Origin of the sequence: Herbiconiux liangxiaofengii (assembly GCF_041927335.1) — a bacterium.
Lineage (GTDB): Bacteria > Actinomycetota > Actinomycetes > Actinomycetales > Microbacteriaceae > Herbiconiux > Herbiconiux liangxiaofengii.
In genome coordinates this window covers 75487-88822 of sequence record NZ_JBHFHD010000006.1, presented here as the reverse complement: position 1 = coordinate 88822, position 13336 = coordinate 75487, and the positions used below count along the sequence as shown (strand labels likewise).

General features: G+C 67.2%; 19 protein-coding genes. 11 read left to right on the top strand and 8 right to left on the bottom strand.

Annotated elements, in window-relative coordinates; all coding sequences use genetic code 11:
- The first annotated feature begins 507 nt into the window (after positions 1 to 507).
- From ACEXOR_RS04215 to ACEXOR_RS04205, 3 genes are read left to right on the top strand one after another with little or no spacing between them, the layout of a single operon-like run.
- On the top strand, positions 508 to 654 hold the full coding sequence (locus tag ACEXOR_RS04215) for a hypothetical protein (protein ID WP_374848141.1): 147 nt from the start codon (positions 508 to 510) through the stop codon (positions 652 to 654).
- Entirely contained in the window at positions 651 to 809 is a 159-nt protein-coding gene (locus ACEXOR_RS04210; RefSeq protein WP_374848140.1) for a hypothetical protein, read from the top strand. Before ACEXOR_RS04215 ends, ACEXOR_RS04210 begins: the two co-directional genes overlap by 4 nt.
- Before the next feature lie 43 nt (positions 810 to 852).
- The gene (locus tag ACEXOR_RS04205; RefSeq protein WP_374848139.1) at positions 853 to 1272 is read left to right on the top strand and encodes a hypothetical protein; all 420 of its coding nucleotides are present in this window, start codon (positions 853 to 855) and stop codon (positions 1270 to 1272) included.
- Between the two features lie 95 nt (positions 1273 to 1367).
- Here ACEXOR_RS04205 and ACEXOR_RS04200 read toward each other — a convergent pair whose 3' ends face one another.
- Entirely contained in the window at positions 1368 to 2012 is a 645-nt protein-coding gene (locus ACEXOR_RS04200) for a hypothetical protein (protein WP_374848138.1), read from the bottom strand.
- Between the two features lie 29 nt (positions 2013 to 2041).
- Positions 2042 to 2554: a hypothetical protein gene (locus ACEXOR_RS04195; protein ID WP_374848137.1), complete on the bottom strand. Its 513-nt coding sequence runs from the start codon at positions 2552 to 2554 to the stop codon at positions 2042 to 2044.
- A gap of 255 nt (positions 2555 to 2809) precedes the next feature.
- On the opposite strand from ACEXOR_RS04195, the gene ACEXOR_RS04190 reads away from it, so the two are divergent.
- A complete protein-coding gene (locus ACEXOR_RS04190) occupies positions 2810 to 3928 on the top strand; it encodes a Fic family protein (RefSeq protein WP_374848136.1) in 1119 nt (372 codons plus the stop codon).
- Between the two features lie 45 nt (positions 3929 to 3973).
- On the opposite strand, the gene ACEXOR_RS04185 is transcribed toward ACEXOR_RS04190, so the two are convergent.
- Positions 3974 to 4852 (bottom strand): helix-turn-helix domain-containing protein, encoded by an 879-nt coding sequence (locus ACEXOR_RS04185; RefSeq protein WP_374848135.1) that lies wholly within the window; start codon positions 4850 to 4852, stop codon positions 3974 to 3976.
- Between the two features lie 22 nt (positions 4853 to 4874).
- On the bottom strand, positions 4875 to 5729 hold the full coding sequence (locus ACEXOR_RS04180; RefSeq protein ID WP_374848134.1) for an SDR family oxidoreductase: 855 nt from the start codon (positions 5727 to 5729) through the stop codon (positions 4875 to 4877).
- A gap of 227 nt (positions 5730 to 5956) precedes the next feature.
- Between ACEXOR_RS04180 and ACEXOR_RS04175 the strand changes: the two genes are divergently transcribed.
- From ACEXOR_RS04175 to ACEXOR_RS04150, 6 genes are all read left to right on the top strand, one after another.
- Entirely contained in the window at positions 5957 to 6319 is a 363-nt protein-coding gene (locus ACEXOR_RS04175) for a PadR family transcriptional regulator (protein WP_374848133.1), read from the top strand.
- Positions 6316 to 7389: a hypothetical protein gene (locus tag ACEXOR_RS04170; RefSeq protein WP_374848132.1), complete on the top strand. Its 1074-nt coding sequence runs from the start codon at positions 6316 to 6318 to the stop codon at positions 7387 to 7389. Before ACEXOR_RS04175 ends, ACEXOR_RS04170 begins: the two co-directional genes overlap by 4 nt.
- Positions 7386 to 7796 (top strand): putative quinol monooxygenase, encoded by a 411-nt coding sequence (locus ACEXOR_RS04165; protein WP_374848131.1) that lies wholly within the window; start codon positions 7386 to 7388, stop codon positions 7794 to 7796. Before ACEXOR_RS04170 ends, ACEXOR_RS04165 begins: the two co-directional genes overlap by 4 nt.
- Positions 7797 to 7885: 89 nt before the next feature.
- A complete protein-coding gene (locus tag ACEXOR_RS04160) occupies positions 7886 to 8131 on the top strand; it encodes a CopG family transcriptional regulator (protein WP_374848130.1) in 246 nt (81 codons plus the stop codon).
- Positions 8125 to 8472 carry a type II toxin-antitoxin system PemK/MazF family toxin gene (locus tag ACEXOR_RS04155; RefSeq protein WP_374848129.1) on the top strand — a complete coding sequence of 116 codons (348 nt, stop codon included), beginning with the start codon at positions 8125 to 8127 and terminating at the stop codon, positions 8470 to 8472. The genes ACEXOR_RS04160 and ACEXOR_RS04155 overlap by 7 nt, the downstream gene beginning before the upstream one ends.
- 123 nt (positions 8473 to 8595) lie before the next feature.
- On the top strand, positions 8596 to 9054 hold the full coding sequence (locus ACEXOR_RS04150; RefSeq protein WP_374848128.1) for a hypothetical protein: 459 nt from the start codon (positions 8596 to 8598) through the stop codon (positions 9052 to 9054).
- Positions 9055 to 9115: 61 nt separating this feature from the next.
- Here the strand turns inward: ACEXOR_RS04150 and ACEXOR_RS04145 are convergent, their stop codons facing one another.
- Complete coding sequence (locus ACEXOR_RS04145) at positions 9116 to 9679, bottom strand: dihydrofolate reductase family protein (RefSeq protein ID WP_374848127.1); 564 nt, start codon at positions 9677 to 9679, stop codon at positions 9116 to 9118.
- A 113-nt stretch (positions 9680 to 9792) separates the two neighbouring features.
- On the opposite strand from ACEXOR_RS04145, the gene ACEXOR_RS04140 reads away from it, so the two are divergent.
- Positions 9793 to 10416 (top strand): N-acyl homoserine lactonase family protein, encoded by a 624-nt coding sequence (locus ACEXOR_RS04140; protein ID WP_374848126.1) that lies wholly within the window; start codon positions 9793 to 9795, stop codon positions 10414 to 10416.
- Positions 10417 to 10449: 33 nt separating this feature from the next.
- On the opposite strand, the gene ACEXOR_RS04135 is transcribed toward ACEXOR_RS04140, so the two are convergent.
- From ACEXOR_RS04135 to ACEXOR_RS04125, 3 genes are read right to left on the bottom strand one after another with little or no spacing between them, the layout of a single operon-like run.
- Positions 10450 to 11148 carry an NADPH-dependent F420 reductase gene (locus ACEXOR_RS04135; RefSeq protein ID WP_374848125.1) on the bottom strand — a complete coding sequence of 233 codons (699 nt, stop codon included), beginning with the start codon at positions 11146 to 11148 and terminating at the stop codon, positions 10450 to 10452.
- Between the two features lie 57 nt (positions 11149 to 11205).
- Positions 11206 to 12549 carry an FtsX-like permease family protein gene (locus ACEXOR_RS04130; RefSeq protein ID WP_374848124.1) on the bottom strand — a complete coding sequence of 448 codons (1344 nt, stop codon included), beginning with the start codon at positions 12547 to 12549 and terminating at the stop codon, positions 11206 to 11208.
- On the bottom strand, positions 12546 to 13310 hold the full coding sequence (locus ACEXOR_RS04125; protein WP_374848123.1) for an ABC transporter ATP-binding protein: 765 nt from the start codon (positions 13308 to 13310) through the stop codon (positions 12546 to 12548). Before ACEXOR_RS04125 ends, ACEXOR_RS04130 begins: the two co-directional genes overlap by 4 nt.
- Positions 13311 to 13336 lie beyond the last annotated feature (26 nt).

Here is a 13336-nt window from a genome sequence, read left to right as displayed (position 1 = left end):
GGGTCGATTTTGCGTCTCGGGCAACCCGTCCGAAACTAATCCGGAGCTGCTGGCACATCCGAGATACCTCCCGACGTCGACCGCGTCCGCCCGCTTTAGGCTGATCGCTGCTGGAGCGCACGAATCTATCGATGTTCAGTCACTCGGGCCATCCCACGCTGACTGGCCACCTGCGACCGCCGACCAATCCTTTAGCGGCACGGTTCGTTAGCAACACGCAATTCCGGAGCGCAGGCGATGCGCACCTTCCCTCATTGCAACCGCTCTGTCCACGATCCCGTCTCATTCTCGACGTATCGGGCCAGCGCATCCCGAACGACGTCCGTGACAGTCCGCCCTTCGCTCGCAGCCTTGGCCTGCGCCGCCTTATAGAGATCTGTGGGGATTCTGAACCCTCGCATTGGGGTCTTCGGCTGATTCGGCACGCAATCAGTGTGCCACTCATCAATCTGACAAAGCATCACTTTGCCCTTGCGCAGGTGCTATAGCACCTCATAAAATTGACTCATGACAGCCAACAAATCGGAGCTGATCGTCGGGGTTCCCAACCAGCTCGAACGGACGGCTCGTCTTATTGCCGCGGCACGAGGCGAGGACATCAATGCAGTGGTCTGCAAGGCCCTGCGCGAGTACGTCGGGGCGGTGCCACTGTGAGCGCGCACGAGCGGTTCAGCGGCCGGCTCCGGCGCTGCCGGCAATGCGGCATCCGGGTGCCCCGCGGCGAGATGGTCTACGGCCACCGCGCCTGCTCCGAAGACTGCGCCAACAACCTCTGGTTCAAGGAGACGTTCGACGCTTTCGTGGACTAGACGAAGGACTCGACGGCACCATCTGGCTCGGTAGCATGAGCGCATGTCCGCTCTCGCCGCATCAGCACGAGCGCTCAGCGTGTTCCAAGTCCTGTGGGTGCTCGGCTTCCTCGTGGGAACAACCACTCACACGGCGGATCTGATCGTCGGCGGAGTGAACGCCTACAGTGGCTTCCCTCTCGGTGTCCGGCTGTTCTGGGTGTCACTGACCATCCTGGATCCGGCCGCCGCTGCGCTGATCATCTTTCGACGGCGCTCCGGCATCGTGCTCGGCATCGCCGTGATGGTCGCCGACATCGCAGTGAACTGGACCGTCTTCGTTATGGTCGGCGGACTCTCGTTGTTCGGCGTCATCAGTCAGAGCCTGTTTGCGGTGCTCATCCTCGTCACGGCTCGCCCCCTGTGGATATGGTTCGGGCAATCTTCTACCCGAGAACGCGCCGTCCTGAAAATAGAAGCCTGACCGCCCACGCTCGGGGGACGCGGTAGCTGTGCGTGGGCGCCCTTCTCGAGACGAATCGTCCCTGGGTCGCGCGTTGCCGCTGGAGCCTGCGTTGGCTAAGAGATGGCAAGTGTGTCCCCCGGGCCAATCTCGACGGCCTCGACGCCGGAGGTGCGCAACAGGGTGTCGATGCACTCGCGGCTGCCGGCCACGATCGTGCTGTCGTAGTCGATCTCCGAGACGACGAACCAGGCACGGTCCGCCGGCCACCAGAGGTTCGCGAGCTGTGACCAGGGCCACGAGCTGAACGAGTGTGTCGCATCCTGGATCTGGCCTTCGAACAAGCCCATGACGCGGCGGTTCGACTCGAAAAGCTGCGCGTTCGGAGGAAGCTCGCTGCCGCCGAAGCCCTCCCACAGGCCGAAGAAACACGTTTCCGGAGTGGTGGTGAAGGCAGCAAGCACCTTCGAGAGCGACCGCGCCACGGAGGGAGTGAGCGAGCCGAGCCGCGGTCGACCGCGCCGATCCTCGCCGTCGCGGTCGACGTTCATCCTCGTCCACTGAGCGAGCGGGTCGAATCGGTGGCCGTTGGCAGCCGCGACAGATGCCCACGTGGCGGACTCGTCGCCCTGTTCGACCTCGTGCAGCACACGGGTATACGCGTCATACTCAGCCGGAACGAACCCCTGGATCGTGAGGTTCCAGTGATTCGTTCCGGCCGCGACCCAATCAGCGGCAGATGACTGCGACAACGGACGCATCCAGACCCCCTCGCTTGATGGATGACAGGTTACTCAGTGAGCGTCGCCGAGAACTCGAAGATTGCGGCATCTGCATCCGGGCCCTCGCCCTCGCCTCCCGATACGCCGGCGACCTTGCAGTTCACAGCACGCGAACCACCCGCGCCGTCAACGTTCTGAACCCGGGGCGAGTAGCCGGAGGGGAATGTAACCGTTCCGGAACCCACTCCCCAGTACGTGCCGTTCTTGCAGGTCGCGGCAGCGTTGGACGAGTGGTAGTTGGTTCTGAACTTCTGTGACCAGCCGTTGCTCGACTGCGCGCCGCGAAGTCCTGTGGACAGGTAGATCGAGTCGACGTTCGAGGTGCACTTGATCTCGGACGTCACGTTGACCGTGCCGCCGACGTGAGTGGAGTTGTGCGGATAGTTGACCTTCAAGGTGCAGGTGATGACCGAGCCGCCGGGCCCTGATGCGGCTTGTGCAGGTGTTGCTGCGAGGAGCCCTCCCGTCACGACGCTGACTACTACGAGGAACGAGGCGGCAGTGGATCGCCGTCTTTTCATGCTGGATCTCCTTCGATCGAAGAGTTGAAGGAAGGCTCCCATTAATATGATTCATATTCAATTAGGCGAATGGTTTCTTGCGACGGCCCATCCGATCGATGTCAGAACCAGCAGAATTGCTTTTATGAGTAACCGCTTTAGTCATAAAGTAGACCGATCGGCATTATGGGTAACCGCGGCTCCGAGCCAACGCCGAAACAGTGGCCGAGCCTTGCGTGGGAGCGCCAGGTGTGGTTGCCCACATCGGGCTGGAGCGTGAACGCCGAGTTCGAGGGTGGTGGTCAGCCCTACAAGTCCTCGATTCCGCCGACCATCGCCGCCCTGACTCCCGAACCTGACATCGAGGCACGCGAAGCCGCCGAGGCCGCGGTGCAGGAGTTGAGCCGGTTCGATGCCGAGCTGGGTGCACGGGTTGCCGGGTTCGCTCCGGTGCTTCTGCGGTCGGAGGCCGCATCCTCGTCTCAGATCGAGAACCTCACAGCCAGTGCTCGCGCCATCTTCAGTGCCGAGCTCGGGTCAACAAGCAGTCGCAATGCCGAGCTGATCGCCGCGAACACACGCGCCATGCAGGCCGCTATCGACCTGTCGGATGCACTGTCACCAGCCGCCCTGGCCGAGATGCACCGCGTGCTCATGGGCGATCAGACGCGTCACACCCCGGGTGAGTGGCGCCGCGAAGCGGTGTGGATCGGGATGAAGTCGAACAGCCCCATCGGTGCCGAATTCGTTGCGCCGCACTTCGAACGATTACCGACGCTCGTCGACGATGTCATCGGCTTCTCGGCTAGGCGCGACATCCCCGCTCTCATCTCGACCGCGATCGCACACGCACAATTCGAGACCATTCACCCGTTCACCGATGGAAACGGTCGAACCGGACGGGCGTTCGCCCAGGCGCTGTTGCGGCACCGCGGGGTGACCCGCAATGTCGCTGTGCCGGTGTCGGCGGGATTGCTCGCCGACGTCGAGGGGTATCACCACGCCCTCACCGCCTATCGTGAGGGCGACATCTCTCCCATCGTTCTGGCGTTCGCGGAAGCGTCGCTCCGAGCAGTCGCCAATTCGCGAGAGCTCGTCGCCGATATCGACGCGATCAAGGAGAGCTGGCAGGGGCGGCTGACAGCACGACGATCCAGCAACGCCTGGGTGTTGCTCGACGTGATCGCTCAACGGCCGGTCATCGATTCCGCCACAGCCGCTGCCGCGCTCGGAGTGAAGCAGCCGAACATCTACCCGGCACTGCAGGCACTCACGGAAGCCGGCATCCTGAGGTCGAAGGCCGAGCACCGGGCGGGGCCGTTCTGGCGCAGCGATGAGATCCTCGGCGCCATCGACCGCTTCGCCGAGCGCGCTGGGCGACGCGAACTCAGCTGACGACTGCCGCGTGGCTGGCGACAGCCGACGCCACCAGGAGAGTCGTCATCGGCTCTCACCTCCCGCCTGGCGCCCACCGGGGACGGTTCCCGCCCAGCTCGCCAGCAAGGAGAGCGACTGCTCCGACGCGGAGCCGGGTTCCGTCGTGTAGACGTAGAGCGTCTGGGACGACTCTCCGGGGAGGGTGAGGGTTTCGAAGTGGATCTCGAGCTCGCCCACCAGGGGATGATTCAGGCGTTTGGTGCCGTGTGTGCGCTGATGCACCCGGTGCGCCGACCACCACTGGCGGAACTCGCTGCTCGCCACGGACAACTCACCCACGAGCTGCTGGGTGCCCTTGTCGTCCGGCGTCATCGCCGCGTCCAGGCGCAGCGCCTCGACCGCGTTGCGGGCCTGCTCATCCCAGTCTCTGAACAACGTTCGCGCGGCGTCGTCCAGCAGCATCCAGCGGGCGTAGTTGCGGTGCTTGGCGGGCATCGATTCGAAGTCCTCGAACAGCGCCCGGGCGAGCGCGTTCGAGGCGAGGATGTCGGTGCGACGGCCCAGGATCAGCGCCGGCTGAGTGCTGAAGGAGTCGAGGAGTCGATGGAGCCCCGGCCGAACGCGCTGCACGGAAGGGCGAGAACGGGCGGTCGGGGCTCCCGCGGTGCCGACCAGGGTGCGGAGATAGTTCTCACCCGCGGCGTCGAGGTCCAGAGCCCTGATCAGAGCATCGATGACCTGCACCGATGGAGTGACGCTGCGGCCCTGTTCGAGGCGCGTGTAGTAGTCGGAGGAGACGCCGGCAAGCAGGGCGACCTCTTCTCGGCGCAAGCCGGCAACCCGCCGGATCCGGCCGTCAGGGAGCAGCCCCGTCGTCTCGGGGTTGCGGCGTGCGCGAGCACGACGCAGGAACTCCCCCAGCTCCCGGTGCGGATCGGTCATGCCTCCATTCTCCCCATGTCGATCAGCGCACGTAATCGGTGCTGCGCGCGAGCTCACGGCCGGCGAGGATGTCGGCCTTCAGCGAGTCGGCCTTGCTTTCGGCCAGGCCGGAGGAGTCCGAACCGAGCTGCTGATGCAGCGGACCGCTCTCCCGCTGAGCGATGGTGACGAACGCCGCGGCGGCCTTGGCCGGGTCGCCAGGCTGGGTGCCGGGCATCGCCTTGTGCGCGGCGATCATCTCGGCGATCTCCGGATACGCGTTCGAGCGATCATCCGTCAGCACGAGGGAGTCCGCCGTCAGGAACGCGGTGTCGAAGTAGCCGGGCTCGACGACGGTGACGTTGACTCCGAGACCTGCTACCTCGGCGGCGAGCGACTCGGAGAGACCCTCGACGGCGAACTTCGCCGCGCTGTAGAGGCCCCAGCCCGGGAACGCGAGCAGGCCCACGATCGAGGACACGGTGATGATGTGCCCGCTGCCGGCCGCGCGCAGCTGCGGCAGAACAGAGCGGATGACGTTCCAGGCGCCGATCACCTGCACCTCGAACATCGCGCGGATGTCTTCGGTGCTGGTGTTCTCGACGGCGCCGAGGATGCCGTAGCCGGCGTTGTTCACCACGACATCGATGCGGCCGAACCTCTCGGTCGCCTCGGCGATCGCGGCGCTCACCTGCGTCTCGTCGTTCAGCTCCACCTCCAGTGCGAGCAGGCTCGTGGTCTCCACATCGGTGAGGCCGGCGAGGAGACGCTCGGCAGAACGCGTGGTCGCCGCGACCTGATCGCCGCGACCGAGGAGGTGCTTCACCAGCGCGAGGCCGAGGCCGCGCGAAGCGCCGGTCACGAACCAGACGGCTGGACGGTCTGTGGGGTAGGTCATCAGGGGTTCCTTTCCTTGGGGTGCTTCCAGCCTCCTCTGGCGCCGGCCGCGCACTCACGCCATACCTGGCCCACTCGCACCTAGGTCTGCCAGTCCCACCCGCACGGCCCTCGAGCCCTGATGCCGCCGCGGCGCCCACTCGCGACCGAGTGTCGACGTGTCGACCTTCCCAGTGCGCACTACCGCGCACTCCGTGGTACCGTGTCTCTCGACACAGTGGAGGTTCAATGGATACGACGCAACTGCTCAAGGGCGTGCTCGACGTGGCCGTGCTGGCCGTCGTGCAGCACGATGACGGGTACGGGTACGACATCGTGCGGCGCCTGCGCGATGCGGGGCTGGGCGACGTCGGTGACGCGTCGGTCTACGGAACGCTGCGCCGGCTCTATACGGCCGGAGCGCTGTCGAGCTACGTGGTGCCGTCTGACGGAGGCCCGCACCGCAAGTACTACGCCATCAACAGCGAGGGTCGCGACATGCTGTCGCGCCAGCGCATCATCTGGTCGGACTTCGCCGGTGCGATGTCTGCACTACTGGCCGAGACCCCACCGAACAAGACCGCGCTTCGCACGATCGGAGAGAACAAGTGAGCGAATCAACGGCCACCCTCGACAGCACGATCGCGGAGTTCGCCGCCGCGGTGCGGCGCCACCTCGACGACCTTCCTCTGGACGAGGTCGACGACCTCACCGGCGGGCTCGAGGCCGACCTCTCCGAGCAGGCCTCCGATGAGCAGGGCGACCTGCATCTCGACGACCCGGCCTCCTATGCGGCCGAGCTACGCGCATCCGCCGGCCTGCCGCCCCGCGCCAGTTCGAGCCTGCCGTTGCGGCGGCGTGTGCAGCAGAGGCTCGACTCGCTCGAGGCGGCGACACGGAGGATCACCCACTCGAGCCGCGTCGGGTCGTGGCTGGTCGAGTTCGCCCTCGCCGTGCGGCCTGTGTGGTGGGTGCTGCGCGGGTGGGTCGTCTACCAGCTGCTCACGGTGGTGCTGCTGGGCCAGAGCGCGCTGGTGCCGTCGGGGCTCATCCAATGGGGGATGCTGCTGGCCGCTCTCGTGGTGAGCGTGCAGTGGGGGCGCGGGCGGTGGGCGCCCGGGTCGTTCTTGCGGGTTCTGCGGGTGGTGGTCTCGGTGATCGCGATCGTGGCCACCCCGTTCGTGGCCGTGTGGGCGCTGAACGAGGCCAGGGCGAACGAAGGGTACTCGTCCGCGGTCTCGTACACCGATCCGAGCGGACTGTGGCTCGACGGCGAGCGCGTCACGAACATCTTCGGCTACGACGCCGAGGGCAACCCCGTCACCGACCTCCAGCTGTTCGATCAGAACGGCGACCCGCTGGTGACCGTCGGGTCGGCGCTCGTCTCGGAAGACTTCAGTTTCAGCAACGACGGCAGCACTGCGGTGCTGCCCTCCGCGAGCAGCCCTCTCGGAAACGCGTGGAACGTCTACCCATTGAAGGAGGCACCCATCGACGACCGCGGCGCCGTAGACCCTCGCGACGCGCAGCCGGCGACACCGCCGTTCCGCACCACCAACGCCGTGCCCGAGCCGGCCGCCCCCACCCCGACTCCCACACCCACACCCACACCCACCGCTACTCCTACTCCCTCCCCCACCCCGACTGCTGAGCCGAGCACGGCACCGGATGTCGCGCCATGACGACCCCTCGATTGATCTCCCTCGACGTCACCTACCTGGTCACCGAAGCGCTCCTGCGCCCCGACCCCGAGCGATCCCGACCCGCTCGGGGGCGGTCGGACGACGAACCCGACACGACCTCCGACGACATCCGGCTCAGCGGACAGCTCGTGTGCCGGAACGCCGCCGAGGCCGCGATCGTCGCCACCCATCTGCCGGAGCACATCGAGCTCACCCGGGCCGAGCCCGGCTGCCTCGCGTTCGAGGTCGCTGCGACGGATGACCCCCTCGTGTGGACGGTCGAGGAACGTTTCGCGAGCGAAGACGCGTTCGCCACCCACCAGGCGCGGGTCGCCGCGAGCGAGTGGGGCCGGAGCACCGCCGGCATCGAGCGGCGGTACGAGATCCGGCGCGTCGCGCATCACTGACCTCATGTGCCATCAGGACGCTCTATTCGATCTACTGGGCTCGATGCGCCAAGGCTACCGACTTCGGTATGACTTGTTATACTCCCCATATGAAGACTGCGATCTCAGTTCCCGACGGTGACTTCGACCGGTTCGAGAGGATCGCTTCGCGCCATGGCATGAACCGATCAGAGTTCTATCGCCTCGCCGCCAGCCGGCTGGCCGATGAGCTGGAAGGCGAACGAGAGCTCACCGCTCTGGCGAACGCGGTAATAAAGCGGGCAGGACAACCCTCGGGAGATGGCGTGTTCGTAGGTGAGAACGCTCGTCGACAGCTCGAGTCCACCGAATGGTGATTGCGTACGGCGATGTCGTGTGGGTGGACTTCGGATCACCTCGGGGCTCGGAGCCGGCGAAGATCCGGCCCGCGGTCGTGCTGCAGGAGGACTGGCTGCTGGCGACCGACATCAACACCGTGCTCGTGATTCCGCTGACCTCCAACACGGCACTGGAAGGATTCCCCGGCAACGTAGCGATTCCGGTCGAGGCGTCCGGGCTGGATAAGGATTCGGTCGCCGTAGTGTCGCAGCTCGGTCCGGTGAGTCGCGAGTACCTCGACCCCTACCCAGTCGGCCGGGTTCCGGCATATTTGTTGGCCAAGATCGGAGCCGGGGTGCGACTCGTAACCGGCGTCTGAGGACTCGTGCGCATCCGGGCACCCTAGGAGATGCGATCAAATCGTGTCAGCAGCCCGGGGACACGACAGCGACGATCGTGTCGGCGAGGCGCTAGGGAACCCTCTGCGTGAAAGGCTCGGTGTATGGAGAACCCTGAGACACCACGTCTGGACCCCTCGCCCGACGAGATCGCGGAGATCGACCGGCGGGCCGCCCTGCTGAGGGAACAGCCCGACAGCTTCGCGGCGATGGACAACCTGTGGCGCGCCATCTATTCGCTCGAACGCTGGATCTTCATCGCCCGGGGCACGCTGGACCAGCCGGCACCCTATGCGGGAGAGCTCCCGCAGGGCCCGATGCTCTTCGCCTTCACCACCGGCGAGCGCGCGAAGACCGCGGCGCTCGGCGCGGGGCTCTCAGAGGAGGAGGCGTCGATGCTGCTCGCCATCCCGCTTCCGTCGGCGATCGAATGGGCGGCCTCGTTCTCGGCCGTCGGGGTGAAGGGCATCGCGTTCGACCTGCCCGCGGCCGGCTTCTTCGCGCCACTGGAGAACCTCGTCCCCATGCGCGACTACATGGCCTCGAACCCGCCCGCGGTCTGAGCTTCTTCAGCGCACGGTGGCCATCGACGTTCTTCGACCGTCGCATCGAGCGTGACAGCACTCACGCGGCGACGGGGCGGTAGAGCAGGGCCACCGCCCCCGACCGGAACTCCTGCCGCTCCACGAGCTCGAGCTGCACACGCTCGCGCAGGCCGGCGAGCAAGGTCGGCCCGTGGCCTGCGATCACCGGATGCACGACGAACGCGTACTCGTCGATCAGCCCCAGGTCGGCCAGCGCCAGCGGCAGCGTCACGCCCCCGACCGACAGGCCCTCCCCCGGCTCGTGCTTGAGCTGCCGAACGGCGTCACCCAGGTCGCCGCGCACGAGTTCCGCGTTCCAGTCGACCTCGCCCAGGGTGCTCGACACGACGTACTTCCTCGTGCTGTCGATGCTCTCGGCGAAGGGGATGTCCCACTCCCCCATCCAATCCGGCCAGGCGCCCGAGGCCGGCCGACGCCAGGCCGACCGCATCATCTCGTAGGTCACCCTGCCGTACAGCAGGGCGTCTGCTCGGTCGATCTGGGCGGTCCAGAAGCGCATCGACTCCTCGTCGGGGGCGATGCCCGCCTCGTGGTGCACGCAGCCGTCGAGGGTGACGTTGATGCCGTAGCGCAGTGGTCTCATCCGGTGCTCTCCCATGATGCGTGCGGAGCGTTTCACTGATGCATGGTCTTTGAAGTGTACACTGTCCACATTAGGTGCGCTGGCGCCCCACCTCACTGCGCGAAGGAGCGCTCATGCCATCCGGAGACCCCATCACCGTGACGCCGATCCGCGTCGCCACGCTGCTCGCCGAAGACGAGCGGATGCCCGTGTACGTGCACCTCATCTCGCACCCCGCCGGTCAGGTGCTCGTCGACACCGGCCTGACGGAGCTCCATCCCGCCGTGGCCGACATGGATCCCCAGCTCGAACCGCTCTCGTCGCACAGCCTCGACCTGGGCAGCATCACCGCGGTGGTGAACACCCACCTGCACTTCGACCACTGCGGCGGCAACCACCTCTTCGCCGGAACTCCGGTCTACGTGCAGCGCCGCGAGCTCGAGGATGCACGCACTCAGGCCGACTACACGATCCGCGAGTGGGTGGACGCTCCCGAAGTCGAGTACGTCGAGATCGACGGCGAGCACGAGCTGCTGCCCGGAGTGCGGTTGCTTCCGGCACCCGGCCACACCCCCGGCTCGCAGATCGTGACCGTGCAGACCGACGACGGCCTGGTGGTGATCGCCGGCGACACCGCGGTCTGGTCGGGCGAGCTCGACGAGCCGACCACCGAGGGCCAGCGCCTCATCGTGTCGCTCGACCCGCACCAGGTCTGGCTCTCGCACGAGACCGCCGCCTGGCGCCCTGCCCGAGAATAGGATGCCGCCGGGGCCTCTGCGGGCGGGCTGGGGCTACGCGTCACCCTCCGGCATCCGGTGCGTACGCGCCGTGGTCATCTCGTCCGACGCCATGTCGCGATAGCGACGAGCCTGCTGCAGGGCCTCGATCAGTTCGCTCCGAGTCAATGGCACGACGTAGGCGGGCGTGCCGCGCTGGAAGCGCCATCCCTCGCTGAGGGGGCCCGCATCCACGACGTCGTAGCCGATGCTCTCGATGAGCTGGGCGACGGCCACTTTCGCCGACGCATCGTCACTCGCGACCGGGAGTGCACGCACCGGCGAACCACCCGGCCGCGCATTGGCCGCGATGTCCTCGGCGTAGATGCTGTTGAAGGCCTTCACAACCCGGGCCGAGGGGAACAGGGCCTGCAGCCGCTCCGAGGTTGTCGTGGTCTCGTCATCCAGCTCCTGAATGTGGCCCGACCAGTCGGTGTAATAGTTGCCCGCATCCATCACGATGCGGCCGTTCAGTGCCGTCGGCGGGAGGTCGGCGTAGCTGTGCAGAGGCACGGCGAGCAGCACCAGGTCGGCCTGCGACACCGCACCCTCGACGGTGTCCGCCGTCGCCGAAGCGCCCAGCGACGCGACGGCATCCGCCAGAGTCTCGGGGCCTCGCGAGTTGGCCAGCACGACACGATGACTGGCGGCCACCGCCGCCTGGGCGAATCCGAGCCCGACTCGACCGGTACCGATTACGGCGATGACTGACATGGTGATGTCCTTTCTGATTGCAGTCGATGGGATGCGCGTGACGCACCGCGCTGCGCCTTACTCGGCCGCGAGAACGGCCCTGACCGGGCGGCGGAGTGCGGAGGCCACCGGCAGGGCGCTGGCCGCCGTGATGGCCAGGATGCTGACGGCCGCCGCGAGAGCCGCCGGCGCGAGCCCGAACGACGGCGTCGTCGCGGTGATCCGGCTGAGGCTGAGCGCCATGCCCACGCCCGTGACGAGCTGCACGCCGACGGCGATGAGAGCCGACGTCACGACGAGGATCAACGCCTCCCAGGTCGCACGAAGAAGCACCAGGCCACGACCGCCACCCGCGGCCTGCACCAGAGCCGTCTCCTGCTCGCGGGTTCGGGTGGCCATCAGAACGGTCGCCGTCGCTCCCGCCAGCGACACCAGCAGCGGTCCGCCGAGCAGCAGCAGGAAGCTGCCGGGCCCGAGGGTTCCCATCGCCTCGCCGGTGGCCGCCCTCACGAAGTTGCCGTTCGTGGAGAAGGCGGCGTAGAAGCTGCCGGGCAGAGCGATCGTCACGACGAGAGCGCTGATGGTGGCGGTGCTGCGGCCCACGCTGAAGGAGGCCGCGTTGCGCGCCAGGAACCACGAGGTCGAGACCCGATCCGGGATGACCTTGGTCCACCCCCGCAATAAAGGAGGTGCGACGAGCGGGATCGCGGCGACCGCGACGGCCGTGAACAGAGGTCCAATGAGCAGGAGCTGCCCGGCACCGCCTCCCGAACTGTTGCCGACGCTCCAGGTCGAGAGAACTGCCAGGGCGAGCGTGAGAGCGAGCAGGATCCACCGCGCGACTCCCATCCGGGCCGCTCCCCCGCCGGCATCCCGGAGCACCTCGATGGCGCGCACCTGCCCGGCTCGTCTCGACGCCTTCAAGCCGCCTAGCACGACCACCGCGGTGACGAACAGGATGACGATGAGCTGGGCGGCCGGCTGAGTGCGGGGCTCGATCTGCTGCAGGCCCGAGGAGTCCGACAGCCCGAAGCGGAGCACGGCGGGGATGAACGCGGCCGCGATGGTGGTGCCGAGCACAGACCCGAGCAAGGCGACGATCGTCAGCTGCGCCCGGACGATCCAGGTGACCCGCGCCGCCGAGACGCCGACGAGCTGCCAGAGCGCATAGCTCCGGCGCTGGAGGTCGACCGTCAGGCGCGCGACGGTGCCCAGGACCGCGATGATCGAGATGGCCGTCAAGACGGTGGAGATCAACGCGAGGGTCGCGAGCCCCGCGACATAGACGAGTTCGAGTCCGAGGCCCGAGGTGACGAGGCCGGCCGCGACCGAGACGGCCGCACCCGCGGCGGCGGTGACGACGAGCACCCCGAGCCAGATGGGCACATTGGCCACGAGGTCGCGGAAGACCAGGCGGATCATCGTGACGCCTCGTCGGCCGCCGCGGTCAGCGCCTCGAGCACCTCGCTCGCGGAGGGGCGGAGCAGCTCGCGGTGCACCATGCCGTCGCGCAGCACGAGCACGCGGTCGGCCCGTGCGGCCGCCTCGAGGTCGTGGGTGACCATCACCACGGAGCGCTCGCCCCCGGCCACGCGGCGGAGCAGCTCCAGCACCGCCGCGCCCGCCTGCGTGTCCAGAGCCCCGGTCGGCTCGTCGGCGAACACGAGCGACGGGCTCGCGGCCAGAACCCGGGCGATGGCGACGCGCTGCTGCTGGCCGCCGGAGAGCTGTCCGGGGCGGAATCCTTCACGGCCCTGCAGCCCCACCGAGGCGAGCACCTCGTCGACGGCGGATGCGGAGACCGCTTTGTGCGCGAGCCGTGCCGGCAGCGCCACGTTCTGGTGCGCGGTGAGTGACGGGATGAGGTTGAACGACTGGAACACGAACCCCACCTCGTCGCGCCGGATGGCGGCGAGCGCCTTCGGCGTGAGCTGATCCAGCTGCCGGCCACGCAGGAGCACCTTGCCGGACGTATACGGCTCCAAACCCGCGAGGCAGTACAGCAACGTCGACTTGCCTGAGCCGCTCGGCCCCACGATGGCGACGAATTCGCCCGCCTGCACAGTCAGCGAGACGTCGCGCAGAACCTCGACCGATGAACCGTCGGCAGCGGGATAGGCCTTCGTGAGGTGGTGCGCGTCGAGCAGCAGAGTTCCGTCGGTGCTGCCGGCAGATTGCCTCATCGAATGTCTCCTGTGGTTCCCTGGCC

Excerpts from the sequence above, each read along its gene's own strand:
- ACEXOR_RS04215 (WP_374848141.1), top strand. The coding sequence starts at position 508 with ATGACAGCCAACAAATCGGAGCTGATCGTCGGGGTTCCCAACCAGCTC.
- ACEXOR_RS04150 (WP_374848128.1), top strand. The coding sequence starts at position 8,596 with ATGGAGAACCCTGAGACACCACGTCTGGACCCCTCGCCCGACGAGATC.
- ACEXOR_RS04145 (WP_374848127.1), bottom strand. The coding sequence starts at position 9,679 with ATGAGACCACTGCGCTACGGCATCAACGTCACCCTCGACGGCTGCGTG.
- ACEXOR_RS04135 (WP_374848125.1), bottom strand. The coding sequence starts at position 11,148 with ATGTCAGTCATCGCCGTAATCGGTACCGGTCGAGTCGGGCTCGGATTC.
- ACEXOR_RS04195 (WP_374848137.1), bottom strand. The coding sequence starts at position 2,554 with ATGAAAAGACGGCGATCCACTGCCGCCTCGTTCCTCGTAGTAGTCAGC.
- ACEXOR_RS04140 (WP_374848126.1), top strand. The coding sequence starts at position 9,793 with ATGCCATCCGGAGACCCCATCACCGTGACGCCGATCCGCGTCGCCACG.
- ACEXOR_RS04180 (WP_374848134.1), bottom strand. The coding sequence starts at position 5,729 with ATGACCTACCCCACAGACCGTCCAGCCGTCTGGTTCGTGACCGGCGCT.
- ACEXOR_RS04130 (WP_374848124.1), bottom strand. The coding sequence starts at position 12,549 with ATGATCCGCCTGGTCTTCCGCGACCTCGTGGCCAATGTGCCCATCTGG.
- ACEXOR_RS04175 (WP_374848133.1), top strand. The coding sequence starts at position 5,957 with ATGGATACGACGCAACTGCTCAAGGGCGTGCTCGACGTGGCCGTGCTG.
- ACEXOR_RS04160 (WP_374848130.1), top strand. The coding sequence starts at position 7,886 with ATGAAGACTGCGATCTCAGTTCCCGACGGTGACTTCGACCGGTTCGAG.
- ACEXOR_RS04155 (WP_374848129.1), top strand. The coding sequence starts at position 8,125 with ATGGTGATTGCGTACGGCGATGTCGTGTGGGTGGACTTCGGATCACCT.
- ACEXOR_RS04200 (WP_374848138.1), bottom strand. The coding sequence starts at position 2,012 with ATGCGTCCGTTGTCGCAGTCATCTGCCGCTGATTGGGTCGCGGCCGGA.
- ACEXOR_RS04185 (WP_374848135.1), bottom strand. The coding sequence starts at position 4,852 with ATGACCGATCCGCACCGGGAGCTGGGGGAGTTCCTGCGTCGTGCTCGC.
- ACEXOR_RS04205 (WP_374848139.1), top strand. The coding sequence starts at position 853 with ATGTCCGCTCTCGCCGCATCAGCACGAGCGCTCAGCGTGTTCCAAGTC.
- ACEXOR_RS04125 (WP_374848123.1), bottom strand. The coding sequence starts at position 13,310 with ATGAGGCAATCTGCCGGCAGCACCGACGGAACTCTGCTGCTCGACGCG.
- ACEXOR_RS04165 (WP_374848131.1), top strand. The coding sequence starts at position 7,386 with ATGACGACCCCTCGATTGATCTCCCTCGACGTCACCTACCTGGTCACC.